Source organism: Arthrobacter sp. TJ-254, assembly GCF_058269175.1.
The window spans coordinates 1-24547 of the sequence record NZ_JBZCNF010000008.1; the positions used below are offsets into that span (position 1 = coordinate 1).

Below are 24547 nucleotides of genomic sequence, written 5' to 3' on the forward strand. Positions count from 1 at the left end.
GGCGAAACCGGGGGTCGTGAAAAGGGTTGGGACCCCCCCCCCCCCCCCCCCGACCCACTGCCAAGTCCTTCCAATCATCCAATAGGGGATCCATTGCTGCGACATCTTTATCTGGAGCTGGAGCGGTGAGGGATCGTTCCGGTGGCCCTCGATCTGACCCCGTTTACTTCAGCGCATCTTTATCGGTAGTGCGCAGAGACCGGATCATGCCGTTCAGCGTTTTGCGGGCAGTGGACTGCTCCTCGGGCGTCATGCCGCTCAGCATCCGGACCTCCACGGAGCGAACTGTGATGGTCGCTTTCTCGAGGCTCTGGCGACCACTTGCCGTGAGCTGGGCGGGAAGCACCCTACCGAGGCGGGCCTCGACGGGCCGTTCCACATATCCGTCCCGCTCCAGAGCCGCATCACAAGCGTTCTACGAGCAGTACCTCGGTCTCGTCCGCTCTCAGGCCGGCCCGCCCCACGCCGTTGTCTTCGAGACAACCCCGATCACCTTCGCCCTCCGGGAGCTTCTTCCGGGCACCGACCTCACCTCCGTAACCCAGCCTGGTATCGGGGTAGCAATCTGGCTGCACGCCACCGACGTCCAAACCATTCATGACGCTCTCGCCTCAGACAGCCACCCGATTGTCTCGAGCCCGATAGACGGGCCCTTTGGCCGTACCTTTACTTTTCTCCGACCCCGACGGCTGCCACATCACCCTCCACGACCGGGCCTGAATAGCTATAACGCGTTAGGTGGTGGCTCGCAAACTAGGACTGCGACACTTGCTGCAGGATCCCCTTGAGGGATAGGCGGCGTACCGGGGTTGTATAACGTCTAGACCCCTCGAACCTTTCTGTTGCGAAAGCCAAAAAGGACCCTACAACGACACTATTCGGGGCGTTTTGCAGAGTTGCGTTTGGGTGTACTTGACGCAACACTGCTCACTACCGACGTTCGGCGTTCATTCACCGTGTCCTGTCAGTGTCGGGTCGGATCCGGAACAATCCGGTGATGGGGACAATGAGGCTGCTGCCGTCCTTAAGCGCCCGGGGTCCCCCAGCCTAAGACTCCCGAGGTTGTGCACGTCCTCCGGCCCTCCTGGTGGGGTTGAAGTGTCGGCGGTCTGGCGGTGGTGTGCAACCGATCGGGTTGGGGTCCTTCGTCCCGGTTCTGGCTCCAACTGCAGGACACCTGAGTCAGGGCCCTCAGCTCCGGGTCGTGCTGCGCCTAAGCCCTATGGTGCGGTCAGGTGACGCTCCCGTGTGCTAGCACTGGAGGATGGACGATCCACAGGCCTCGGACGATCTGCGGCGCCTTGCTATGGAACTGACGGCGATTGCTGAATCCGGGTTGACATACTCCCACGACAGCTTCGACATTGAGAGGTTCCACCGAGTCGGCTCTCTGGCGACAGAGCTGATGCAGCAAGTTACTGCCCACCCGGGCGCTGCCTACCAGCGGGACGTGGCATCGGCAGCCGGATACTCCACTCCGAAGCTCGACGTCCGTGCCGGTATTTTCGATCCATCAGACCGCGTGCTTCTGGTGCGGGAAAAAGCTGACGGTCATCGTTGGACCCTGCCCGGTGGATGGTGCGACGTCCTGGAAACGCCCAGCCAAGCCGTAGAACGCGAGGTGCTGGAAGAAGCAGGCATACCGGTCCGCGCTGTTCATCTCGCGGCGGTCCTCGACCGTCACAAGTGGCCCCATCACCCCTCCTACGACCGCCACATCTACAAGCTGCTTTTCGTCTGCGAACCACTGGAAAGCATGAATCCAACCTTCACCAGTGATGAGACGAGCGAGGTGGCCTGGTTCGACGTACACGCCCTGCCGGAGCTCTCAGTAGCAAGAGTGCTCCCCGAGCAAATCCGTCTTCTTCACGACCAGTGGGCAACTCCGGGCCCAGCACACTTCGACTAACTACTGGATAGACACTTATGGGAGCGTCCTGTGCACGGTACAAGCTCCCACGCGTCGCTGCTTGTCCCGCACACGTGGACAGCAGGAACCTAGGATCCGCCTGCACACACCCACCGCGTCACCAACACCGGGTAGCTCACCTCAAGTGATCCTCTCGATCTTCTTGAAGAAGAGGAGTGAGGACTGTTTGCTACTTCGGCAATCAGTCCTCGTGATAACGCACCATCGTTCTACGCTAAAAGGATGGATCACCAGACGCACCAACCGCCCCAAGTCCATCACCACGAATCCGGCTCACCTCACTCCAGTCCGGACCAGCATCGGGGCCTGGACTTGGATGCACAGGTGTTCGGCAGCCACCTTGACGCAGCCCTCGATCTAGCGGGGCTCTCTACCGCTGGCAGCGTGGTCGACCTGGGCGCCGGGACCGGTGTTGGCAGCCGCCTACTGCGCCAGCGCTACCCGGACGCCACCCTGATATGCGTCGACAATGATCCCCACATGCTTGAGCTACTACGCCATCAAGGTTTCATGGCGGTCCATGCCGACCTCGATGAAGGGTTCCCCTCACCGCAGACTCTGCGGACCGCTACGCAGAACACCCTGGAAAGCGTGGACTTGGTCTGGGCATCCTCCTCGCTGCACCACGTCAACGACCCTGAGAAACTCCTTTCAGGGATCCGCCGCGCACTGTCGCCCGGTGGAGTCCTCGTCGTGGTCGAGCTCGCAGATCTTCCCTCTTTTCTCACCCGTCAGTCCGAGATGTCGCTTGAGAAGCGCTGCCATGCCGCCGCACAAGCTGAGGGCTGGAACCAGTACCCGGACTGGACTCCGATTATCGAAGCAGTCGGATTCAACGTTAGGAAGTGCGAACTAACCCTCACAGCGCCCGTGACAGAAGAAACCCGTGAATACGCCGGGCAATGGTTCGCTCGCTTCGCCCACCTCAGAACCCTTCCACCACAGGACCAACAAGCCATCAAGGAGTTGTCACTTCAAGGCTCCACCGACCGTGACCTGCGTCCCCGAGCAACACGGACAATCTGGATAGCCAGCCCGCACTGACGTCGCCGCCCGAAGGACGAGTGGCAGATCCCGTGCAACTCACCGGAAAAGCAGCGGGACTTTCGCACACGGCTTGTGCCTCACTGACGACCAGCCTGAAGTGGAATGAGACCCACCGGTGCTCAATGGGTCGTTTATGCGCCCTGCTGTAGGAATGGCGAATGAGCAAACCATGCCGACGTTATAGCAGTTCGACTTTCCCGTAACTCGTCCTCTGCCAAGCGGGACTCAGGTCAAGCAAGGAAGGCGCTGACATCCGGCAGCCATTCACTGGCCGAAGGACTTGGTGCATGCCTGAAGCATGGCCGGGTGTGCACCAGGTCGCCCAAGATTCGGTGTCAGTCCGCGCTAATGCAGGCGCCAAGCCGCCTTAAGCCGTCCCGGATGCGCGACTTGGCTGTAGGGACGGGGATGCCCAGATGTGCGGCGACTTCGTTGCATGTCATGCCCGTGTAGAAGGCCAGATGGATTGCTTCGCGTTGAGGAGCGGATAACTATTTTCAGGCATGCGGAGACGGCTGCGCCTTCCAGGCGGGCGGCAACGGTGTCAAACACCTGGCCGCGGTCCACGTCCTGGTTTTTGATGCCCCAGCGAAGATCGCGGGCACGGTGGGACTGCTCCGAACGGACCTTGTCGATGGCTTCGCGGCGGGCAATGATCAGAATCCATGTCACCGCGTTCCAGATATCTTCGACCGGCAGTTCTTGACCGGTCGTTCTGGAACAAGTATTCTTTAACCATGGGACGACCGCGAGAGTTTGATATCGGGTCCGCCGTTGCCTCGGCGGCGAGGTTGTTCGCCACCGAGGGATATGAGGGCTGTTCAATGGATCGGCTGGTGCAGGCCACTGGTGTGCATCGAGCGAGTTTGTACGCGGCCTTTGGCAGCAAGCGCGGCATTTTTGTCGAGTGCCTGCGTACATCCATGGCTGATGTCGAAGGCCAGTGCGGACTCTTGCTGGTTGCACTGGTAGAACTGGCGGCACGAGACGCAGAAGTACGTGCTCTCTGCGGCCAGATCACCGGGGCGTGGGGCGATGACGCGGCCCTGGAACTTGGAACGCGATTGCTGGCGCGAGCCGGCCTGAACGGAGGAACCTCATGAATAAGGTCTCAATCGACGACCCCCGCAAGGTCCTTGTAGTAGAACCACGGGGACTCGATAAGCTCTGGGGCTTAGTTCGGCGTATCGAAGTGCCCATCGATCAGGTACGTGGAGCGACACATGACCCGGGAATCACAGAGGAATACAAGGGAGTGCGTAGCCCTGGCTTGGGTATACCCGGCCGTAAATGGGTCGGCACCTGGCGCAAGGACGGCCAGCGACACTATTGGAACGTCGCCGGCGGGAGAACCGCCATCGTTATCCAAACAACATCTCCTCGCTTTCAGCGCCTCTACCTCAGCGTTGAGAATCCGCGGGTGGTTGTGGACCTCATCAACGCGGCGGCCGCCCGGTGATTGGTGCTCGTGGGACTGAGCGGGTGACGGATTCTTTTGATGTGTCGTGGCAGCTCGATGGCATCACCATGGAGGGAACTGTCGTCCGGCCTGACGGTGACGGGCCGTTTCCGGCGGTGATTTTCGTGGCAGGGTCCGGGCCTACCGACCGGGATTGGTGTTCACCGATGGTTCCCGGCAGTCATGGCAGCGGGCGGCTCATCGCGGAGGCACTCGCTCAGGCAGGCATTGCATCTCTGCGCTACGACAAGCGGGCCTCCGGTCCCCATGCAATGGAAAACGTCACGAAGCTTCTCGGGAGGATCAGCATGCAGTCTCACCTGGATGAACTGGTCGCGGCCGTTAAGGTGCTAACCGGGCTGGACATGATCGATTCCTCACGCATCGTCGGGCTGGGCCATAGCGAGGGGACGCTCCACGTGCTCCGTTACGCCACCGGCACCCAGCTAGTCCCCTTCGCCGGGCTCGTGCTCGCCGCGCCCCCAGGCCGCCCGATAGGACAAGTCCTGCTATCCCAACTGGCTCATCAACTCGCCCAGATCCCCGGCAACGACGAGTTCCTTCCCATGATCGAGGAGGCTGCCGCGGGCTACGCTTCCGGAGAGCCGATGAATCCCGACCCCGCTTTGCCGGACAGCATCAAGACGCTCCTCGCCGGCTTCGAGGCCCCGATCAACCTGCCCTTCGCGCGCGAGCTGTGGGTCGAGTCAGCATGCGGCCCTTTGAGCAGGGTACGGATTCCCACGCTGGTTCTCATCGGCGGGAACGACATTCAGGTCGATATTCATGCGGACGGCGGACCGCTCCAGGAAGCCGCCGCGTCCATGCCACATGTGACCTTCGCATTCCCACCAAACGCGAATCACGTACTCAAGAGAGACACCCGCGACCAAGCCGACGTCACCGCGTCACCATTGAGCGGATACAACGAAGCCGGATCGCCACTCGACCCCGAGAGCATGGATGGCATTCTCGCCTGGCTTGGGAAGATATTCGACCGCACAGTCCTCTCCGTCTGATCCCCGGCTCTGCTCCCGGTCCGATAGTCGCACCACCGGCACACCTACGCAAAGTCGAGTGAGCCTGCCCCGATGTTGCATCACACGTACTCGACGCAACACCTGACGAGTTGATGATTGGTCAGGGTGTCGGCCCTCACGATCCAGTGATGATCTGCGATCTGGTTTCAGGGTGGCGGCGCTTCAGCTACAGGAGAGGTAGGCACTTCTCGGCGCCGGTCCGACCGCTGCCGTGGAAGACTGCTGGCATGGAGGCCCCAGCGCGCGACCACGACCTCGTCCTCTTCGGTGCGACCGGCTTCGTCGGTGAACTAATCGCCGGATATCTTGCGGACCACGCTCCGCCGGACCTGCGCGTGGGGCTCGCCGGGAGGTCGCGGGTGAAGCTCGAGGCCGTACGGTCCAGGCTGCCCGTCGCCGCACACGACTGGGCCCTCATCGAGGCCGACTCGGATCACCCTGACTCGCTTGCTGCGCTGGCCGCGGGCACCAGGGTTCTCTTCACCACGGTGGGTCCCTACGCGAAGTACGGACTGCCCGTCGTCGAGGCGTGTGCCCGCGCCGGCACCCACTACGGGGACTTGGCGGGCGAGGTGTCCTTCGTCCGTGAAGCCATCGACCGTTGCGACGCCCTGGCAAGGACTACCGGTGCACGGATCGTCCATGCGTGCGGCTACGACTCCGTCCCGTCGGACCTCGCGGTGCTCCTCCTACACCGCGCCGTGGAGGCCGACGGCGCGGGCGGACTGACCGAGGTGCAGCTCGTCGCCAGGGCGAAGGGCGGCTTCAGCGGCGGCACCATCGAGTCAATGCATGGTCAGCTCGACGGCATTCGGTCGGATCCTGAGCTGCGATCGCTCGCGGGCGATCCCTACTCCCTCAGCCCGGACCGGACGGCGGAACCCTCGACCCGGCAGCCGGCGGACCTGGGGTGGGTCGGCCGTGCGGAGGACGGCCTGCGAACCGCGCCCTTCATCATGGCGTCAGCGAACACGCGGATCGTGCGTCGCAGCAACGCCCTGCAGGGTTGGGCCTACGGCCGGTCCCTGCGGTACGGCGAGGTGATGGGTATGGGGCGGGGGCCCGCCGGTGCCGTCATCGCCGGAGCGACGGCGCTCGGCCTACGGGTGTTCGGAGCCGCACTGGCCCTACCTCCCACGAGGAAACTACTAGACCGCGTCCTTCCGTCGCCCGGTGCGGGCCCGAGCGAGGCCGCGCGGCACTCAGGCTGGTTCCGTTCCCAGGTGACTGCTTCCACCGAGAGCGGCCGGCGGTACCGGGCCGTCGCAGCCGGGCCCGGCGACCCGGGATACGCCGCCACCGCCGTGATGGCCGGGGAGACAGCGCTCTCACTTACCCTCGACGGCGACCGCCTGCCGCCCGCCGCAGGATCGCTGACCCCGGCGACCGCCCTCGGCGACGTCCTGGTGGAGAGGCTGCGCGCAGCAGGCCATACCTACGAAGTCATTTCGCTCACCTGACGCAGGAACTGCTGCACTGGTCGTACATGGTGCAACACCTCGGGACGAGCGGCAAAACCCATCTCAACTCACTAAGACAGCGGCGACGCCGCACGGCTAGGGAACGGCTTGTAGGGCATCCGAGATACCTAGACTGTTTCAATGTCGAGCAGTGTTTTCTTCCTTTACACGCGCAGTAACAACATCGCGGCGTCTCGCCGGTTCTACTCCGATATGGTCGGGCTTGATCAGATCTGGGACGCGGTTGACGAGATTGCCTACAAAATCGGAGGCGCGGTCCAACTCTCCATCGGGTACGACCCGGAGGCGACATCCGGGAAGGAGTGGTCCTTCCAGCCCGGGTGGGTGTTTGGCCTAGGTATCGAGCCAACCCCTGTGCGCGCGCCCGCATCGTGGAGTATCCCACTGTCCCCTGAAGCGTTCTCAGGTGCCGTTGATCGGCTGCGCGAGGCAGGAACGGAGGCACTGCGATTTGAACCCTTCTGGGTCGGCTACTGGAGCTACGTGGTGAAAGACCCCATGGGACAGACCATCGAACTCACTGACCCGGTCAGTGCTTCCCCTGGTGGGGCGCGGCCCGCACAGTGATGACCGATTGTTCGCTCTGGTTGCTCCAAGGCTTGCTCACACCGGGCAGGGCCGGGGATTAATCCATAGCCAGTGCACCGACACTAAGGATTATTCGTGTATGGAGTGGATGAGTTCATCGTCGGTGGACCAGAAGTCGGCCATGGGGCGGGGCTGACCGTGGAGCAGCGCTTCAAGGTACAGAAGGTGCGTGTGCCGACCCGGCAAGTGATTGACGGCCTCGCCCTCCAAGGCCGTCGTGCTGCAACGCCAAGTGGGTTGACTCACCTGCTGGGGTGAGCATGATTTGTACCTGCGAGGGCGGTTCGTCCGGGAACTCCCAGGTTTAGCGCTGCATGATCCGCTATCGCGGTCACAAATGCTCATACGCACCACTTCCGGCTTGGCGTCACGAGGCCATCGAGGGTGGGCATCACAATGCACTGTTCCGCGTAACCCTGCAGGATGCGCTGTTGCACTCAGATAACTGCTGAGATCTTCGAAGCTGTGGACTGTTTGGCTCTCTCGGTGTTTAGAAGCCGGGACAAAAACTTGTATGCGTCTTTATCTGGCGTCGTATCAGTTAGGCAGTCATCCTGACGTGTTCTCAGACATGGTGCGGGGTTCAAAACTCGGCTGGGTGATCCTCAACGCCCTGGACGGAGTCGATGATGAGAGGCGAAACCGGGAGGCCGAACGGCAGATAGCGGATCTCAAGGCACTAGGACTCACAGCCCGCGAGCTCGATCTCCGTGAGCATGACACCGAAACCCTCGCTGCGCACCTCGGAGACCCTGACTTCCTGTGGGTCCGCGGCGGAAACGTCTTCATGCTGCGCGCAGCCATGGCGCGATCAGGCATCGATGAGCTCATCGTGAATCGTCTCCAGGAGGACGCGTTCGTCTACGCCGGGTTCAGCGCCGGTGCCTGCATCCTCTCCCCCACCCTCTCGGGTCTGGAGGAGTGCGACTCAACGGCTGACTGCCTGGCCACATACGGCAGCATCGGGTTCGACGGCCTGAACATCCTCGACCGCCCCGTCGTGCCCCACCTTCAGTCCCCGGAACATCCCGAGAGCAAAACCCTCACCAGACTGGCCGCCGGATATGACCGGACGAATCAGCCGTACTGGCCGCTTCGAGATGGCCAGGCACTGGTGGTCGACGGCAGCACGACCACACTCATCTGAGCCCACGGCGGGACAGGAAACCTTATGCATAGGCGTTCGTAGAACGCTGTCGCGCTGAGGGATGCTCATACGCCCCGCTCTCCGTTCGGTACCGCGGGTCTATCCGAGACCTCTCGGTTTATGCACTCCGTTGCACAACCTGCGGCACGCGCCGTTGCACTTAGCCAACGGCAAAAGTGACACCACCGACCCATAGCATCAGTGTTAGACCACCTCGAAGCTGGCCATCATCATCATGTCTTCGTGTTCGAGATTGTGGCAGTGGAAGACATACCTGCCGCGGTAGCCGTCGAACCGGATGAGGAGTTCGACCCGGCCGCCGTTGTCGAGGTTGACCGTGTCTTTCCACCCCTGGTTGTAGCGGCCGGGATCATCGTTGCCGTCCCGGCCGAGGACTTGGAAGGGTGCGAGGTGGATGTGGAAAGGGTGCTCGACGTTGGCGGCTCGGATCGTCCATTTCTCCGTCGTACCGAACCTGGGTTCCGCAACGAGGGTGTCGGGGCTGAAGGGCTTGCCGTTCACTGTCCACAGGGTCATGCCATGGGCCTGTGCACCACCGCGTGCGAAGACGAACTCCCTCTCAACGGAGACGTCGTCTGGTGAGAGAGTTTCGAGGTCGACGAGCCGGTCTGGCACGACGCCGGTGTCCGTTTCGCGCCGGGTGACAATGAACCGCATGATGTCGGCGGTCCGGCCCGCACCCCGCTCATTGGTCATGGTGATCTCGTCACCGACATCATGCCCGGAGAAGTCCACAATGACGTCGAAGCGCTCCGCCTGGGCAATGTCGATTTCCTTGTGCTCGATCGGTCTGGAGATCAGCCCGAGGTCGCTTCCGACCTGGATGAAATGCTGTCCGCCGTCGAGCTTGAGGCGATAGCGGCGGGCGTTGGAGGCGTTGAGAATCCGGAAGCGGTACTTCACGGCAGCGACTTCCAGCACCGGCCACGGGGCACCGTTGACGAGGATGCAGTCCCCCAGGACCCCGCTCATATAGTCCGCTGTGACGCCGGGGGTTCCTTCCAATGTGGGGTCGACGGAGGGGTACAGGAAGGAGCCGTCGGCAGCGAACGCGCGGTCCGTGATCATCAGCGGGATGTCACGATCTCCGCTGGGCAGCCCGAGCGCGTCCTCGACGTCGTCGTGGATGAGATGGAAGCCGGCCAGCCCGCGGTAGACCTGGGGGCCGGTGAAGTCCATCCGATGATCGTGATACCACAGGGTGGCTGAGGGTTGGTTCATCTCATAGACGTAGTCCCTGCTCCGGGCTGTCGTGGCGCCCTCGTGGTGGGAGTGTTGGCCCCCGCCGACGAGAGGCAGGATGAGATCGGTTGGGTATCCGTCATGCTCCGGGGCGGTCCTGCCGCCGTGAAGATGGACGCTCACCGGGACGGGAAGCTCGTTGCGGTGTGTAACGATGGTGCGCCTGCCGCGGCGCGAGATGATTGTGGGCCCGGGAAACAGTCCGTCATAACCCCAGACTTCGGTCATGCGTCCGGGCAGGATCGACGCGAGACCGGCCTTCTGGGTGATCTCGTAGTGGTCCGTTGTCTCATCAGCGCTCACCGGCTTGAGGACGGGCGGGACCGGAAGACGGGCACGGAAAGCACCAGGTAATGTGAGCCGGCTTTTCAACAGGCGGCCAGCGCTGCCCTCGATGCTGTTGTTCGAACCACCGCTATCGATGGTGCAGCCGGCCAGAAAGCTGGAAAGGGTGAAGCCGGTTATGGTTACGCCACCTGCTTTCAGAAACGTACGCCGCGACACTGCACGCGCCTCGCGGCTGGCCATCAGCGGGTTACCCGTGACGGGCTGCGGCCCGCGCGCACCCGCTGGAGGAGGAGGGCCAGTCCGCCGCTGAGAAGGCCCCAGAGTGCGTTGGTGATGAGCAGCGGGATGATGGCCAGCGGCATCGCGAGGGGTCCTTGCAGCTCTCCGGTGAGGATCGGGGAAAGCACGCCGCTGAGCACGATCGAGGCCAGCGCGTAGGCGAGTCCGGCAGCGACCAGGGTGAGGACCGGGTGAGGCACCCGGCTGAGGCCGACGATGAGGACCCAGGCCGCGGTAATGGCGGCGGTAAGGATCAATGGGGTTGCCGGTTTACCGAGGGCATCGCTCAATCCCACGATGGAGAACAGCGGCCGGATCAGCGCCAGGGCGGTCAGACCGAGGATCAGCGGCCAGTGAAGGTTTCGGATGAGCGCGGATGATTTCATAGCTTCCACGCTAGATCCGCACCGGGTCCGGGCGTGTCAGCCTATTCTCGTCACTTGCTGCGGGTTCCTGCGTCACGGAGCGACGTTCGGTTGTCGCTTTTGGATGTACACCCGCGGGGGTGCTGCGGTGCCACCATTGAAGGACTGGACACCGACATCAGGAGCAAACATGTCCGCGGAGACAGCTGCGCACGACGATGAGGTTCCGGCCTGGGTGCTCACCGTCCTGGTCGCCGTGGGGCAGGCCGTGGTGGTCGCGCTCATCATTGCCGTCGGCTCGGGCACCGGCGCGGACCAACGCTACGGCCCATACCTGTTCGCGGCAGGCTTTGGTGCGCTTCTGCTGTTCCGCAGGGAGCTGCCCGTGGGCGTCCTGGCCCTGAGCATCCTTGGAGTGTTCATCTACTACGCCATCGACTATCCGCCGATCGGCATGGCCGTCCCGGTCGTCGGTGCTTTCTACAGCGCCGCGGAACGCGGACGGGTCCTCACAGCGTCCCTCGCAGGAGCAGTACTGCTGGCGGTGTCGCTGTTCTTCCGAACGAGCGACGGTGAATCAAGCGCCGTCCTCGCCTATGACGTCATCACCAACGCAGCCCTCATCGGGTGCGCCATCGCACTGGCGTTGGCCGTCAGCAGCCGTCGTGCCCTGCGTGCTCAGCACGAGCGCATGGTCCGTCTTGAGCGCACGCACCACCAGGAAAGGACCGCCCGGCAGCTCGAAGCAGAACGCCTTCAGATCGCACGTGATGTCCATGACTCAATCGGACATGCCCTGTCACTCGTCTCCGTACAAGCCCGCGTGGCACAGCAAGCCCTGGGCAACGACGACGACGCAGCCGTCCACGCGCTCGACAATGTTGTCAGTGCCACGGGATCGTCGCTGGGAGACCTGCGCCGCACAATCGCCATGCTCCGGGCAGATCCCGACACAACTGATCACGCACCGCTGACCCTCACCGGCATAGAGACCACGGCACAGGCAGCACGCGATGCCGGACTCGACGTTGACCTCCTGATCGATGTCGGCGCCGCCTCCATTACCGCATCCACGGCAAGCACAGCCTTCCGCATCGTTCAGGAAGCGATGACCAACGTGCTCCGGCACGCACAGGCAACAACCGTGACAGTGATCGTCCGGGTGAAAGACGACGGGTTGTATCTCCGGATCATCGACGACGGCGTGGGCGCCGACACGGACACCCTCGTCGAGGGTCGCGGCCTGGCAGGCATGCGAGAACGTGCGGCGCTGCTCGGCGGCGACGTCAGAATCGGGGCAGGACCGTCCGGCTTCACCGTCAACGCCATGCTTCCGATCGGAGACCACAAATGATCAGGGTCGTCATCGCCGAAGACGAGGCGCTTCTGCGCAGCGGTCTGATAGCCCTCGCCGAACACGACGGCGACATCATGATCGTCGCCGAAGCGGACCAGGGGGGAGCCGCGCTGGCCCGGGTACGGGAGACCCGACCAGATGTTGTTCTCATGGATATCCGCATGCCCGGACTCGACGGCATCACCGCAACGCAACTCATCACCGAAGATCCCAACCTCGCCACCATCCCCGTTCTGGTCCTGACGACATTCGCCGAGGACCAAACAGTCATCGAGGCGCTAAGAGCCGGAGCTGCCGGCTACCTCCTCAAGGACATCGCCCCCCAGGAACTACGCCAGGCCATCCGGACCGTAGCCGCAGGCCAGCCGGCGCTCTCCCCGGAAGTGACCGCCACGCTCATGCGAACCGCCGCCAGCTCACGCACCGCCGCTGATCCCCACCTCATCGCCCACCTGGCCCCTCGGGAAATCGAAGTCCTGGCAGAAATCGGTCACGGAATGAACAACGCAGAAATAGCCGGACGCCTGTTCATCAGTCCCGCGACCGCCCGAACGTACGTGAGTAGACTCCTTCGTAAACTCAACGCCCGCGATCGATCCCAGCTCGTCGTCATTGCCCACCGCAGCGGCCTCATTGACGAGACCCGGTACCGAACGGCGAGCAACAACCCCCTACACCAATAGCGCGGATCACTGCGGCATCGTCGGGGACTGGCTCCCGATACCACCGAAATCCCACTGTGGAGGCGCTGGCGGGCGGGCTTCTGTCAAAGGCACGACAGGTGGACCTGATCTTCGCCGCCGCCATGTCCCACCCCGTCCGAAAGTATTGGGTGCCACCAAAGCGCGAAACCGCACCTTCCTCCTTGCCAGATTGACGGGGCTGGCTGCCCGTCCTTCCCCCATGAGTCCCGAATCAGCCGTGCAAAACTCTCCACAGAAAATTCATCCGTTTCCGCGCTAGACCCGCCCGCAAAACCGCCCGCTGAGGGATCGGATTACGGGCAGAATGCCTAACGTTTTCTCAGGCTCTATTCTTCGAGGATAGGATCCGAGTTCTGACCTTCATTTTCGCTTCCCGGCGGCCTTCTACTCAGCGGGCGTGGGAGCTTTTTGGGGCTGGTTCGTGGTTTTTGACGTATGGGGGATGAAGGATGAAGGCTAACCGGGCGGTAACTGCAGGGTTTCTGATGGCGGGGGTGCTCATGATGAGCGCCTGCGCTGTTGGAGTTGGAGCCTCCATGGGCGCCGCCGGAGGGTCCGCCTCCTCGCAGGAGCCCGCCGTTGGGGGCTACGAAGGATGGTGGAACAGCACCCCCGTCTCGGGTGATGCCTCCGGCCTGCCCGAGGAAACGGTGGCGGTCCGCACAGACACCGGCGAGGTCGTGGATGCTTCCACCCGGGACGAGAACGGGCGGGCCCAGGCTGTCGATCCGGGCGACGTCGAGTACTCAGTAGTAGTGAACCCGGCATGGCCCGACCAGTCGGTGGTCATCATCAACACCGAGACCGATGAAGTCATCCAAAGCTTCCGGGTCGACGCATCCGGCACACCCGTTGGCTAGGGACCGGGGTGCGCAGGTCTGTGTAGGTCCCACAGTGGGCCCCGACTCCTGGCCACCGCCCACCCGAGCCCACATCATCAGTGCGATTGTCATCCTCCTCGGCGCGGTGGTGTGCCTGCTTCCGGCCTCGGGGTTCGCAATGTATCTGGGACTGCACCGGTACCGCATGGTCTGCACCCCGCAAACCGGGTACGGCTCCGGCTCCTTCCCATAGGGATCACCCCCTTGCCGCGTGGAACCCGCCCGAGAAAGCGCCCGCTGGAGGATTCCCATACGCACAGTAATGCACATTGTCTAGACCTCCACGCACATCCGATTCAAAAGCCAAAAGGACCCGAGGACAACACGATTAGAACCGATCTGCACAGTTGCGGTTGGGTGTACTTGACGCAACATTCCCCGAGACCACCTAACGCACGTATGAGGTGCAAATTTCCGGTCGCGTACGGGTGGGCTTCGTAGTGGACTTCGGAATCCGACATTCCAGAGGGCGGTCGGGCAGGCTCCGTGAGGGCTTATGGCTGGATTTCGGCGGCGGTGATTGCCTTGTTCGTGAGGGCGGGCATCAATCCCAGCAGTGCCAGGGTCAGCATTCCCATGATGGCGAACATGGCCTGCAGGCCAAGCCACTGGGCCAGCAGGCCGCCGGCGGCGGCTCCGAGCGGCATGGTGCCCCAGGCCAGCAGGCGGTAGGCGCTGTTGACTCTTCCGAGCAGGCGGTTGGGCGTGATGCGTTGGCGCAGGGACACGGTGATGACGTTCCACAGCACGATCAGCATGCCTCCGACGAAGAAGATCGGTCCAAGGACATAGGGGTTGCCGGTGATGGCGGGCGCACCGACAAATAAGGCGGCCCCGAAGATTGTCAGGGTCAGGGATGCCGACCGGCCGAGCCTGGCCTCCACGCGTTCGGCGACGAACGAGCCGGCGAACGCGCCCAGGGCCGAGGTGGTCAAGAGCAGGCCGAAGCCCGTTGCGGACAGCCCCATCTGTGAAGCCGGGCCCACCGCGAAGAGCACCAGGACAGCGAAGGCGGCGCTGGAGGCGAAGTTGAACACTCCGGTCATCACCGCGAGGGTGCGAAGGATCCTGTGGTTCCGCAGGAACCGCAGCCCTTCGCCGATGTCGAACCTCAGTGTCGTCTTGCGCTTACGCTCGGTGCGGAAAGATCCCCGGATCAGGAGCAGGCCACCGGCAGCCACAAGCCATAGTGCCGCCGGCACGGCGAAGCCGGCAACGACGCCGAGTGCCACCAGCAGCCCGCCCAGTGGTGGCCCAATGAACTGGTTGGTGATGAGCTCGACCCCGTAGAGCCGGCCGTTGGCGCGCGAGAGCTGATCCCTGTGCACCACCTGGGGCAGAATCGACTGGGCGGAGGTGTCATGGAGCGTTTCGGCCACACCCACCATCAGCGCGACAACGTAAAGGGCCCAGAGGGACCCCCCATCGAGCAGAATGGCCCCCACCAGCAGGGCCGGGGCCACGGCGCGGCCAAGGTTGGCCCACACCATGAGCCTGCGCCGGTCCAGCCGGTCGGCCAGCGCTCCGGCGGTCAGGGTGAACAGAAGCCAGGGAAGTGTCGCTGCGACACTGAGCCCGGCAATCAGGACAGGCGACTGGGTGAACTGGATGGCCAGCAGCGGCAGCGCGATCTTGAAAACCCCGTCGGCGAGGTTGGACAGCCCCGAGGATGTCCACAGCTTCCAGTAGGAGGCGCCCAGCGGCGCCCGCCCGGTCTTGTCCGCCTGCGCCGCATAAGGAGTCATAGGTGGACCATTCCACACCGATTGACAAAGTTCAAGGTGATAGATTCCAGTACATCGGACTGTATGATGGGCCCATGACCGACACAGCACCTGCAGAAACGGACGGGCAGGCGAACCGGATAAGGAGGCCGGCCGCAACGGCCCGGGAAATCAAGGCGCTGGCCCATCCGCTGCGCCTGCGAATCCTGCGCCTGTGCGGGCTCCAGGAACTGACCAACAAGCAACTCGCCGACCGACTGGGCCAGGATCCGGGAACAATGCTCTATCACGTCCGGCAACTGCTCTCGACCGGGTTCCTCGAACCGGCCGAGGTCCGCACCGGAAGCAGCGGCGCACTTGAAAAGCCGTACCGATCCACGGGGCGGTCCTGGAATCTGGACACCGCCCTGGGTGACGCCGGTCCGGACGGTCCCCTGGCACCGGTCGAGGCGTTCCGGGAAGAACTGACCGAAGCGGGCCCGGACGCACTCGCGAGCCTCTCGCGCTTTGTTCTGCACCTCTCCGCTGAAGACGCCGAGGACCTCATCACCCGAGTCCACGCCGTGCTGAGCGAATACACCGACAGTGACAAGCAACGATCCGACCAGCCCGCATACGGCGGGATCTTCGTCCTTCACCGGACACCGGACTAGGCTGTCGATCCCTTCAAGGACGAATCCGCGGAACTATCCACCTCAAAGTATTGCGATCACCGCAAGGACCCAAGGATCCTTCAGCGAGACAAACGAAGTCGGCTAGGGCAGGTCGAGCGGTCCGCGAAGTTTTCCCCCACCCTAATCGGCTTTCAGCAATGAAGTCTTGAAGATCGCTTTGCACGAAACGAATGAGGGCGTGCGTGCCGTCGTCGAAATGGAGGCTGGCAGATGTACCGTCTTCGCCAAGCACCCGCCACGAGACCCAGGTTTCGTTCGTCGCAATGAGGGCATCGCCGGGAAGCTTTCTGCCATCCGAACCGTCGGTGACCCTCACGACTCGAAACGTCGGTGTCCGTAGCTCGGCGTCGCTGAGCATCGACTCGAATAGGGCTCGAGAACTCGCCCTATGTCCCGCACATACACCCGATGGGTCATGTGCTCAGGATGGAGACACTAAAGCTGCCGGCGCTCAAAGAACTCTCACCAAAAATGATGTACCTACACCGCCACTCCCCCATGAGGGAGTAAGAAAGCCCGAACCGGGCTTCGCGAGAGAAGTTCATCGAGAATCGGGGGCGTCGGATGGCCAAGTGGGTCATCGATAACCCTCCCACAATTGAAGTCCGCCAGTAGCACCCTGGCGGTTCCGCCGGCGCCTGTCATTTCGGGGGAGTGCATGAGTCGGAACTGATCTCCGTACAACTCTTCATTGTCACGGGTTCTGTACCGGAGGAGACTTGAGGCGACGGCATCCCATCCCGGGCCGCCCGCGGGGCCAGCCGGCTGCGGGGCCTCACAGTACCCTGTAGCGGCTTGGTGGATCGATGAGCTCCATGACCCCCCTCGAAAAGGCCGCTCAGCGGTCGCGCCATCTCTTGCCCTTGGTGGCTATCGCACTGATCGGATGTCTCGGCGGATGCGCGGATGAGCCCGACGACGCCTCCCTCCCGACCGCCCGTGTTCCGACTACGGAGGCTCGCACGGTCCCACCGCTGCTGGACAGCGGCGACATCGACGCCGGCACATACCTCGTCACCAGCTACACGGAACCTTTCGAGATCACCGTCCCAGACGGCTGGTTGACCACCGACGGCGACGCCCTGTCCAAGAACGACCCAGATCACCCGGATGAAGGGGCCGTCTACGTGGCCTGGTGGCCCGCGGACTATGTACCGACGGACTCATGCGCGTGGCAGGACGCGCTCGCCGAAGTCGATCCGTCGGCTGAGGCCTTCGTCGACGCCATGACGGCCCAGACGTCAACGGCCAGCACCCCTCCCGTCGAGGTCGTGGTGGGCGATCACTCCGGCTTCGAGTTCGACCACTCCATCGAGGGCGACGTAGACATCACAGCCTGCGACCGCGGCAAGTTCTGCATCCACTCAGAATTCTCAAACGAATGCTCACGCTGGTACTCGACCCAGAATGAACGCGAAACCTACCGGGTGGTCGACCTGAACGGCCAGCGCGCTGTGATCTGGGTGGCCCAATCCGACGCAGCGTTGAATCCGGAGCTGACGAGAGAGGCACGCGCCGTCTTCGACTCGATCGTGTTCAGGTCCGATAAATGACCAGCTAATGCGATAGGCGATCCCGACCGCAGGCCCCGACTCCTTCTCTGAACCCACCAGAGCGTCTCATAGCCTCAGTGTCTCGTAACCCATGGGTTACGAGACACCCAGACAAGACAGCACCTCTCCCCGGCATTACTGGCCCTCCTATGTCTTGGAACCCTGTCGCCTAAGCAGGAGTGTTCATTTGTGACTGCAATGTAAGTTGCACGACACTTTCGGTGCTGCGCATCCTGAACCTCGGAGGTGGGAACGTCGACACCGGCACTCGAATGGGATCCACGGCTTTCACCGTGCTGGACGCCCTTGCGCACATGGAACTCGAGACTCGACGCGAACGGGCCAGCGTGCCTTCGAGAAGTCATCCGCTGTCGGGCTTGATTTGATGCCCCTTCTCTTCGGTGGCCAAGCACCCTGTACATGAACTGCGAGCAACCGCCGCTCCCGCAATGCCGTCCGTGACGGCGAACATGGTGTACCGATTCGTAGTTACGTAGCGATTTCACTTGCTGTTCCATGCCCGGGTCATGTCTGTTCAGAGGGTGCGGCCATTGTTGGACATTGCACAAATGTCGAAAAGCGGGATTAATGACTATTTTTGTGCAATGTTGGTGCAAGCAGTGTCGCAACTAGGGAATCGAGATCCACCATGTCAAAGAGAACGAACCTTGTCGCTCTTACCGCTACGGCAGCCCTCTTGCTGACTGCCTGTGGAGGATCCTCAACTGAAGGTGAAGCTGGTTCCACGGCTGGCGCCGGTGAACCCCTGGTGATCTACACGAACTCAAACTCTGAAGGCCGCGGCGAATGGCTGCAGGAAAAAGCAGAGGCAGCCGGCTTCGATATCGAGATCGTTGGTGCCGCTGGTGGAGACGCCACGAACAAGTTGATTGCGGAGAAGAACAACCCGGTCGCCGACGTGGTGTACGGGCTGAACAACGTCTACTACGAACAGCTCAAGAGCGAAGACGTCCTTGAGCCCTACACGCCGGCGTGGTCCTCCGAGGTTGACGAATCATTGGCCGATCCAGGAGACGAGAAGGCGTACTGGCCCTTGGTGGAGCAGGCCATTGTGCTGGCATACAACGCAGACACGGTCTCCGAGGCCAACGCTCCGAAAGAGTGGACTGATCTGTGGACCAAGGACGAGTACAAGGATAGGTACGAGCGGGTCAGTGGGATGGGAGCGGCCACCACCCAACTCGTCATGGCCGGCATCCTGAGCCGGTATAAGGACGAGAACGGCGACCTGGGCGTGAGCGACGAGGGCTGGCAGCAGATTGAGCTGTACTTCCAGAACGGCGTTCCCGCAGTGAAAGACCAGGACCTGTTCGCGCGCTTCGCCGAAGGTGAGGTTGATTTCGGCCAGATGCCATCCTCGTCCATTCCCGGGCGCGAGGAGGCCTACGGGGTGAAATCCGGTGCCGTGAGCCCGGAGGTCGGTGTTCCTTACGCCGTGGAGCAGGTAGCCATCATCAAGGGTTCGGACAACCAGGACGAAGCCAAGAAGTTCGTTGATTGGTTCGGCAGTGGCGACGTCCAGGGCGAGTGGGCAGCTGAATTCGATTCGCTGCCGGTCAACGAAGCGGCCCTCAAAAGCGCGAAGCCTGAAGTTATCGCGTTCGACGAGCAGTTCACGCACCAGGACATTGACTGGACTTTCGTCCAGGAGAACATCGGATCCTGGATTGAGAAGATCGAACTCGAGTACATGCCCTGATGGACGTGCCGCGCCTGGAACACACTAATCAGGTATGACCCATCGACCGGTGCGCCGTTGAAGCCCCCGGAGTCGGCGGCGCACCGACTTGATCACCCGCAATCAGAAGGACAACGCCATGATCCGCTTCGACCAGATACAGGTCACCTTCGACAGCTTCACGGCGATCAGTGACCTGAACCTCGAGGTGTCGGAAGGCGAATTCTTCACCCTGCTCGGACCCTCCGGCTGCGGTAAGACGACAGCACTGCGGACCCTTGCCGGTCTCGTGACCCCGTCCTCCGGTGACATTCACATCGATGGCAGGAAGGTCACCACGCTTCCCAGCGACAAACGCGGCGTGGGGATGGTCTTCCAAAACTACGCTCTGTTTCCCTCCATGAGCGTCTGGGAGAACATCGCATTCGGGCTGAAGGTCCGAAAGACCGGCGCCGATGAGCGCACGGAGCTCGTGCGCGACATCGCCCGCCGCGTCGACCTTACTGACGACCAACTCGGCAAGAGCGTTTCCGAGCTCTCAGGCGGTCAGCAGCAGCGGGTCGCTATCGCGCGCGCACTGGTTCTCAAACCCAAAATCCTCCTGCTGGATGAGCCCCTTTCGAACCTGGACGCGAAGCTTCGTCAGCAACTAAGAGTGGAACTGAAAGAACTCCAGGTCCGATCAGGAATCACCACCGTCTACGTCACACACGACCAGGACGAGGCCCTGACAATGAGCGACCGCATCGCCGTGTTCAACAAGGGCAGAGTTGAGCAGGTGGGAACGCCGCAGGAAATTTACGAACACTCGGCCACCGAGTTCGTCTGCAACTTCATAGGTGACAGCTCCAGGCTGGGCCCCGAGCTCGTCTCCCGCCTCAGTGAGACCTCCAGCAAGCATCTTGACCCGCACCAGCTCTCGTACCTCCGTGTAGAGAAAGCCTTCCTCGATACGGGCAGCGCGCCGCAGGGCCCGACTGCCTCGCTGGAGGGGCGGGTCGTAGCGCGCAGCTACCACGGCCAACACAGCCGGTACACGGTGCGAAGCCACGACACCGACATCAAAGTCCTCGTGAAGGAAACCGGTGCGTCCGCGCTGGCCATTGGACACACGGTTCAGCTTCACGTTGACCCGGCCCACGTACTGCAGTACCAGGGAACCCCATGAGCCGGAGAACCAGCTCTCGGATGTTCAGGTCGCCACTGGTCATCGTGACGATGCTGGTTCTCACCTGGTTCAGCGCCGCCTTCCTGCTCTGGCCGAACTTCAACCTGCTCGCCGAGACGTTTTTCCCCAACGGCGAGTTCACCGGGCGCGCCGTGGAGCGGCTGCTCTCCTCCGACCGCGCCATGAAGTCGCTGACCAACAGCTTTCTCCTCGCCGTGGTGCTCGCTGTGACGGTGAACATCGTGGGCATCTTCGTCGTCCTGGTCACCCAGTACTTTCGGATCCGCGGGTCACGGATCCTCTGGCTCGGCTATGCGACCACGTTCCTCTTCGGCGGAATCGTGCTGGCAGCCGGCTACAAATTCATCTACGGCGCAGACGGGATCATCACCAAACTCCTCGCCAATTCTTTCCCGGACATGGACCGGGAGTGGTTCGGCGGATTCTTCGCCGTCCTTTTCGTTATGACGTTCGCCACCACCACGAACCACCTCCTCTTTCTGGGCAACGCAATCCGCAACGTCGACTTCCAGACCATCGAGGCGGCGAAGAACATGGGAGCGTCCGACTGGACGACGCTGCGCAGGGTCGTCCTCCCCGTTCTCAAGCCGACGCTCTTCGCCGTCACGATCCTGTCCTTCCTCACAGGACTCGGTGCGCTCAGCGCGCCCCAGGTCTTGGGGGGCGAGGACTTCCAGACCATCACCCCCATGATCCTGACCTTCGCAAACACCTCCACCTCACGGGACATCGCGGCCCTGCTCGCGCTGATCCTTGGGGTTGCAACCATCGCTATGCTGGCCGTCATGACGCGGCTAGAGCGCGGCGGCACCTACTACTCGGTCACCAAAGTGTCAGCTCCCCTCCAGACGCAGCCCATCGCCAACCGCACGGCGAACATCGTTGTGCACGTGCTGGCTTACCTTCTGTTCCTCATCTACATTTCACCGCTCGTGCTGATCCTGCTGTACTCCTTCATGGACAGCGCCGCCATCAGCACCGGAGTCCTCGCACCTGAGCGGTTCACTCTGGAGAACTACGCGCGCGTCCTTTCACAGGATTCAGCGCTGCGCCCATTCATCGTCAGCATTGTCTACAGCGGGCTCGCCGCCATCATCACCGTCGGCGGCCTCCTGTTCGTCGCGCGCATCATCCAGAAGTACCGCACGAGGATCACCTCCACATTTGAGTACCTGCTGCACATCCCCTGGATCCTTCCCGCCGCCATGATCGCCCTCGGACTGATCATGACCTACGACGAACCCAATCCCCTCCTCGGCGGGGCCGTACTCAGCGGCACCACCGTCATCCTCCTGATCGCATTCGTCGTCGTGAAGATTCCCTTCACCCTCCGGATGCTCAAGGCCGCGTTCATGTCAGTGAACGACTCAATGGAAGAAGCAGCAGCCATCATGGGCGCAGGCGCGCTCTACACCTTCCGCAGAATCCTCCTGCCAGCCGTTCTTCCTACTGCCGCAGCTATCGCAGCGCTGAATTTCAACAGCCAACTCGACGACTACGACACAGCGGTCTTCCTCGCCCACCCGCTCTATCAACCGCTGGGCTTGCAAATCAAGGCCAATACCGATGGAGGAGCGGACGTCAACGCTATCGCCAACACCTTCGTCTACACCGTCCTGCTCATGATCCTGATGGGCCTGACCATGTACCTCGTCTACGGACGAGGCGGAAATCGCCGGCAGGGAAAGCGTCGAACGACCCAACCAACAATCGCCACCGGACCAGACAGTCCTGAACCAGATGTCGACAGCCAGACTTATCACCCACTAGGTCCTGCTGGGTCTGAAGAAAACCAGACCGTCCCGCGCTCCCCCTCGAAAACACTCTAAGCGAGCATCCAGTGCTTGCAGATGCTGCGGGGTGCCCAATACCAACCTCACTCCTACCCGGCACCCGATAGACGACCGTCTCGATAACCAGAAGGTTTCCAAGACACCCAGCGAGGTCGGACACTGAGCGCCCACTCCCCCGGCATTACTGGGCATCCAATGTCTCGCGAACTTGTCTCGCCGTGTTTCGACTCAGAAATGCTCGTAATTGAATTTCGTGAGTCAAAATTATCGGATTAGGCATCTTGGATACATCCGGGGCTACCCGTTCTTCAGCTCGCTGGCCGGCGCCGGTCCCGCGGAGGTCGGATCATTCTGGCGCGATGCGCTGGCCTGGAACTACGCCTAGTGATCGAGGCGCGGCCGGGATAAAGTCAAAGTTGTTTAGCGACGTCCGTTATCGACGATCACACGACGTCGTACGCGTCCGTCTATACCTCGCGACCGCGAAGCGACGGGCGGCTGGCGCGTACTGCACGCTTGAGTCTCGGAGCGGCGCTGCAGACGAGAGTTGCCCCGATTGGTACCCGGCCTTCATGGTGCAGGCGGTAAGGGAGGCAGAACCATGAGATTGGTGAAAAACGCGAGTGTCGGCTTGCTGGCGGGCGCACTCGGCACCGCGGCGATGGATTTGGTGCTCTATGAGCGGTACCGCCGCAGCGGCGGCAAGTCCGGGATCTGGCGCTGGGAGTTCGCGAGCGACGTCACGAGTTGGGAGAACGCCTCTGCTCCGGGGCAGCTCGGGCGGAAAGCGTTACACCTCGCCACGGGGCACGAACCTCCACCTGAGTGGGCTCGCGCTACGACCAACATCATGCACTGGGCGACAGGTGTGGGATGGGGCGGCCAATACGGTGCGGTGGCGAGTTTGACGTCCATCCACCCGTGGGTGCGGCAGGTCGCGTTTGCTCCTGTAGTGTGGCTGTCCGGCTACGTCGTGCTCCCATTGGCGAAGGTGTACAAGCCAATCTGGGCCTACGACGCACGGACGCTTCGCGACGATCTGTCCGCGCACGTCGTGTATGGCACTGCCGTGAGTGCGGTCTTCGCCGCACTCACGAAGGAGGAACGATAAGCCGTCTCTGCAGGAACGGTCCGTTGATTACCGATGAAAGAAGTGCCTGTCACCTACGGTTGACAGGCCCTTCTTTCGCCTTTGCGCGTTACTTCCTGATGGTGTTGACTCGCCTGGCGGACTAGGCGAGAACTCCCAGAGCTGCACTATCGCCGGATACCGCTGGGCTGCGGATTCGGCGAACCGGTCCTTCGCCGCGGCCCCGTGTGGAGCCGTATGGACCGGTCTGAGGGCGTTGACGATACCGCCGCGGTGCCCTCAGCCGGCGTAGCGGAACGGGCTGCGGATCAGGTGCACCATGCATTGCTTCCTGAGCGTGCGCTGCCAGATGGTTGTGATCGCCTCCGGCAGGCTCTTGATTGAGCCCGCCGCAGACGGCGATGAACACGTCCTTGACGCCTCGACGTTTTTTTCGGTCGCAGGATCGATCATCTCCGCTGTTGCGTCCGTCGCGAAGCCGGTCACGGCCGTCTGCTTCCGGATCAGGCCGGAACCCCACACACCGTTCTTCTTGCCGTCCGGTCACTCACCTCATGGCCGGTCGCAACGAACTGCCTGCTGTCAGGAGACGTGCTGCGGTGTCGGGTCAGGGTGTCGGGTCAGGGTGTGCTGAGGGCTTCGTCGAGGGCGTCGATGGACAAGCGGGCGAAATCGAGGAGTTCTTCCGTGGGGCCGTCGAGGGGGCCGTCGTAGATGGCGGGCGGCAGTGCTGTGAGGGTGATGGTGACGGCGGTGCCGTCCTCTGCGACTGTGTTGAGGCTCTGGTAGCCGGGGATGGAGCCGTTGTGGCCCCAGGCTGTGCCGCCGCCCAGTTCGCTGCTTTCGATTCCCAGCCCGTACGTGGATCCGGGAATGATTTTGTCGCCGGTGGGGATGCCGGTGAGCATCTGGTCGAGTTCGGCCGGTTCCAGGAGCTCGCCGTCGAGGATGGCTTTCATGAACGTGTTGAGCTCAGCCGGTGTGGATACCATCGCT

General features: G+C 62.4%; 23 protein-coding genes and 4 pseudogenes. 20 read left to right on the forward strand and 7 right to left on the reverse strand.

Features of this window, described 5'->3' with window-relative positions:
• Positions 1-163 precede the first annotated feature (163 nt).
• Complete coding sequence (locus tag AC4D14_RS17965) at positions 164-379, reverse strand: hypothetical protein (RefSeq protein WP_490904067.1); 216 nt, start codon at positions 377-379, stop codon at positions 164-166.
• Here AC4D14_RS17965 and AC4D14_RS17970 point away from each other — a divergent pair.
• From AC4D14_RS17970 to AC4D14_RS17980, 3 genes and pseudogenes are all read left to right on the forward strand, one after another.
• Positions 327-720 (forward strand): annotated as a pseudogene (locus AC4D14_RS17970) (VOC family protein). The gene AC4D14_RS17965 and the pseudogene AC4D14_RS17970 sit on opposite strands and share 53 nt — an antisense overlap.
• A gap of 544 nt (positions 721-1264) precedes the next feature.
• Positions 1265-1909, forward strand: coding sequence for an NUDIX hydrolase (locus tag AC4D14_RS17975; RefSeq protein ID WP_490904045.1), 645 nt, complete (start codon positions 1265-1267; stop codon positions 1907-1909).
• 243 nt (positions 1910-2152) lie between these two features.
• The gene (locus AC4D14_RS17980; RefSeq protein ID WP_490904046.1) at positions 2153-2974 is read left to right on the forward strand and encodes a class I SAM-dependent methyltransferase; all 822 of its coding nucleotides are present in this window, start codon (positions 2153-2155) and stop codon (positions 2972-2974) included.
• Between the two features lie 338 nt (positions 2975-3312).
• Here AC4D14_RS17980 and AC4D14_RS17985 read toward each other — a convergent pair.
• Positions 3313-3456, reverse strand: a pseudogene (locus AC4D14_RS17985) (sigma factor-like helix-turn-helix DNA-binding protein); the annotation flags it as partial.
• Positions 3457-3714: 258 nt separating this feature from the next.
• Here AC4D14_RS17985 and AC4D14_RS17990 point away from each other — a divergent pair.
• From AC4D14_RS17990 to AC4D14_RS18020, 7 genes are all read left to right on the forward strand, one after another.
• On the forward strand, positions 3715-4080 hold the full coding sequence (locus AC4D14_RS17990) for a TetR/AcrR family transcriptional regulator (RefSeq protein WP_490904047.1): 366 nt from the start codon (positions 3715-3717) through the stop codon (positions 4078-4080).
• Positions 4077-4436: a hypothetical protein gene (locus AC4D14_RS17995; protein ID WP_490904048.1), complete on the forward strand. Its 360-nt coding sequence runs from the start codon at positions 4077-4079 to the stop codon at positions 4434-4436. The genes AC4D14_RS17990 and AC4D14_RS17995 overlap by 4 nt, the downstream gene beginning before the upstream one ends.
• A gap of 41 nt (positions 4437-4477) precedes the next feature.
• Complete coding sequence (locus AC4D14_RS18000; protein ID WP_490904049.1) at positions 4478-5455, forward strand: alpha/beta hydrolase family protein; 978 nt, start codon at positions 4478-4480, stop codon at positions 5453-5455.
• A 248-nt stretch (positions 5456-5703) separates the two neighbouring features.
• Positions 5704-6936, forward strand: a complete 1233-nt coding sequence (locus tag AC4D14_RS18005; RefSeq protein WP_490904050.1) for a saccharopine dehydrogenase family protein — start codon at positions 5704-5706, stop codon at positions 6934-6936.
• A 141-nt stretch (positions 6937-7077) separates the two neighbouring features.
• Positions 7078-7524 (forward strand): VOC family protein, encoded by a 447-nt coding sequence (locus tag AC4D14_RS18010; protein ID WP_490904051.1) that lies wholly within the window; start codon positions 7078-7080, stop codon positions 7522-7524.
• 105 nt (positions 7525-7629) lie between these two features.
• On the forward strand, positions 7630-7803 hold the full coding sequence (locus tag AC4D14_RS18015) for a hypothetical protein (RefSeq protein ID WP_490904052.1): 174 nt from the start codon (positions 7630-7632) through the stop codon (positions 7801-7803).
• Positions 7804-8104: 301 nt separating this feature from the next.
• A complete protein-coding gene (locus AC4D14_RS18020) occupies positions 8105-8692 on the forward strand; it encodes a Type 1 glutamine amidotransferase-like domain-containing protein (RefSeq protein WP_490904053.1) in 588 nt (195 codons plus the stop codon).
• A gap of 204 nt (positions 8693-8896) precedes the next feature.
• Here AC4D14_RS18020 and AC4D14_RS18025 read toward each other — a convergent pair whose 3' ends face one another.
• Both AC4D14_RS18025 and AC4D14_RS18030 read right to left on the reverse strand, forming a co-directional pair.
• Positions 8897-10258, reverse strand: coding sequence for a multicopper oxidase family protein (locus AC4D14_RS18025; RefSeq protein WP_490904054.1), 1362 nt, complete (start codon positions 10256-10258; stop codon positions 8897-8899).
• Positions 10259-10482: 224 nt separating this feature from the next.
• Positions 10483-10908 (reverse strand): hypothetical protein, encoded by a 426-nt coding sequence (locus AC4D14_RS18030; RefSeq protein ID WP_490904055.1) that lies wholly within the window; start codon positions 10906-10908, stop codon positions 10483-10485.
• Between the two features lie 169 nt (positions 10909-11077).
• On the opposite strand from AC4D14_RS18030, the gene AC4D14_RS18035 reads away from it, so the two are divergent.
• From AC4D14_RS18035 to AC4D14_RS18045, 3 genes are all read left to right on the forward strand, one after another.
• On the forward strand, positions 11078-12241 hold the full coding sequence (locus AC4D14_RS18035) for a sensor histidine kinase (RefSeq protein ID WP_490904056.1): 1164 nt from the start codon (positions 11078-11080) through the stop codon (positions 12239-12241).
• Positions 12238-12927, forward strand: a complete 690-nt coding sequence (locus AC4D14_RS18040; protein ID WP_490904057.1) for a response regulator transcription factor — start codon at positions 12238-12240, stop codon at positions 12925-12927. The genes AC4D14_RS18035 and AC4D14_RS18040 overlap by 4 nt, the downstream gene beginning before the upstream one ends.
• A 470-nt stretch (positions 12928-13397) precedes the next feature.
• The gene (locus AC4D14_RS18045) at positions 13398-13808 is read left to right on the forward strand and encodes a hypothetical protein (RefSeq protein ID WP_490904058.1); all 411 of its coding nucleotides are present in this window, start codon (positions 13398-13400) and stop codon (positions 13806-13808) included.
• Between the two features lie 515 nt (positions 13809-14323).
• Here AC4D14_RS18045 and AC4D14_RS18050 read toward each other — a convergent pair.
• Positions 14324-15574, reverse strand: coding sequence for an MFS transporter (locus AC4D14_RS18050; protein ID WP_490904059.1), 1251 nt, complete (start codon positions 15572-15574; stop codon positions 14324-14326).
• A 74-nt stretch (positions 15575-15648) separates the two neighbouring features.
• On the opposite strand from AC4D14_RS18050, the gene AC4D14_RS18055 reads away from it, so the two are divergent.
• The 7 genes from AC4D14_RS18055 (at position 15649) to AC4D14_RS18085 (ending at position 23572) form a co-directional block, all read left to right on the forward strand.
• Entirely contained in the window at positions 15649-16206 is a 558-nt protein-coding gene (locus AC4D14_RS18055; protein WP_490904060.1) for an ArsR/SmtB family transcription factor, read from the forward strand.
• 827 nt (positions 16207-17033) lie between these two features.
• On the forward strand, positions 17034-17780 hold the full coding sequence (locus tag AC4D14_RS18060; RefSeq protein WP_490904061.1) for a hypothetical protein: 747 nt from the start codon (positions 17034-17036) through the stop codon (positions 17778-17780).
• A 649-nt stretch (positions 17781-18429) separates the two neighbouring features.
• Entirely contained in the window at positions 18430-19500 is a 1071-nt protein-coding gene (locus AC4D14_RS18065; protein WP_490904062.1) for an extracellular solute-binding protein, read from the forward strand.
• Positions 19501-19618: 118 nt separating this feature from the next.
• Positions 19619-20647: an ABC transporter ATP-binding protein gene (locus AC4D14_RS18070; RefSeq protein ID WP_490904063.1), complete on the forward strand. Its 1029-nt coding sequence runs from the start codon at positions 19619-19621 to the stop codon at positions 20645-20647.
• A 20-nt stretch (positions 20648-20667) separates the two neighbouring features.
• Positions 20668-22497 carry an ABC transporter permease gene (locus AC4D14_RS18075; RefSeq protein ID WP_490904064.1) on the forward strand — a complete coding sequence of 610 codons (1830 nt, stop codon included), beginning with the start codon at positions 20668-20670 and terminating at the stop codon, positions 22495-22497.
• Positions 22498-22714: 217 nt separating this feature from the next.
• Entirely contained in the window at positions 22715-22846 is a 132-nt protein-coding gene (locus AC4D14_RS18080) for a hypothetical protein (RefSeq protein ID WP_490904065.1), read from the forward strand.
• A gap of 225 nt (positions 22847-23071) precedes the next feature.
• On the forward strand, positions 23072-23572 hold the full coding sequence (locus AC4D14_RS18085) for a hypothetical protein (protein WP_490904066.1): 501 nt from the start codon (positions 23072-23074) through the stop codon (positions 23570-23572).
• A 126-nt stretch (positions 23573-23698) separates the two neighbouring features.
• Here the strand turns inward: AC4D14_RS18085 and AC4D14_RS18090 are convergent.
• Together AC4D14_RS18090 and AC4D14_RS18095 are read right to left on the reverse strand one after the other, a co-directional pair.
• A pseudogene (locus tag AC4D14_RS18090) lies at positions 23699-23981 on the reverse strand (transposase); the annotation flags it as partial.
• Positions 23982-24171: 190 nt separating this feature from the next.
• Positions 24172-24547: pseudogene (locus AC4D14_RS18095) on the reverse strand (hypothetical protein); the annotation flags it as partial.

Excerpts from the sequence above, each read along its gene's own strand:
- AC4D14_RS17975 (WP_490904045.1), top strand. The coding sequence starts at position 1,265 with ATGGACGATCCACAGGCCTCGGACGATCTGCGGCGCCTTGCTATGGAA.
- AC4D14_RS17980 (WP_490904046.1), top strand. The coding sequence starts at position 2,153 with ATGGATCACCAGACGCACCAACCGCCCCAAGTCCATCACCACGAATCC.
- AC4D14_RS17990 (WP_490904047.1), top strand. The coding sequence starts at position 3,715 with ATGGGACGACCGCGAGAGTTTGATATCGGGTCCGCCGTTGCCTCGGCG.
- AC4D14_RS17995 (WP_490904048.1), top strand. The coding sequence starts at position 4,077 with ATGAATAAGGTCTCAATCGACGACCCCCGCAAGGTCCTTGTAGTAGAA.
- AC4D14_RS18005 (WP_490904050.1), top strand. The coding sequence starts at position 5,704 with ATGGAGGCCCCAGCGCGCGACCACGACCTCGTCCTCTTCGGTGCGACC.
- AC4D14_RS18010 (WP_490904051.1), top strand. The coding sequence starts at position 7,078 with ATGTCGAGCAGTGTTTTCTTCCTTTACACGCGCAGTAACAACATCGCG.
- AC4D14_RS18030 (WP_490904055.1), bottom strand. The coding sequence starts at position 10,908 with ATGAAATCATCCGCGCTCATCCGAAACCTTCACTGGCCGCTGATCCTC.
- AC4D14_RS18035 (WP_490904056.1), top strand. The coding sequence starts at position 11,078 with ATGTCCGCGGAGACAGCTGCGCACGACGATGAGGTTCCGGCCTGGGTG.
- AC4D14_RS18040 (WP_490904057.1), top strand. The coding sequence starts at position 12,238 with ATGATCAGGGTCGTCATCGCCGAAGACGAGGCGCTTCTGCGCAGCGGT.
- AC4D14_RS18045 (WP_490904058.1), top strand. The coding sequence starts at position 13,398 with ATGAAGGCTAACCGGGCGGTAACTGCAGGGTTTCTGATGGCGGGGGTG.
- AC4D14_RS18050 (WP_490904059.1), bottom strand. The coding sequence starts at position 15,574 with ATGACTCCTTATGCGGCGCAGGCGGACAAGACCGGGCGGGCGCCGCTG.
- AC4D14_RS18055 (WP_490904060.1), top strand. The coding sequence starts at position 15,649 with ATGACCGACACAGCACCTGCAGAAACGGACGGGCAGGCGAACCGGATA.
- AC4D14_RS18060 (WP_490904061.1), top strand. The coding sequence starts at position 17,034 with ATGAGCTCCATGACCCCCCTCGAAAAGGCCGCTCAGCGGTCGCGCCAT.
- AC4D14_RS18065 (WP_490904062.1), top strand. The coding sequence starts at position 18,430 with ATGTCAAAGAGAACGAACCTTGTCGCTCTTACCGCTACGGCAGCCCTC.
- AC4D14_RS18070 (WP_490904063.1), top strand. The coding sequence starts at position 19,619 with ATGATCCGCTTCGACCAGATACAGGTCACCTTCGACAGCTTCACGGCG.
- AC4D14_RS18075 (WP_490904064.1), top strand. The coding sequence starts at position 20,668 with ATGTTCAGGTCGCCACTGGTCATCGTGACGATGCTGGTTCTCACCTGG.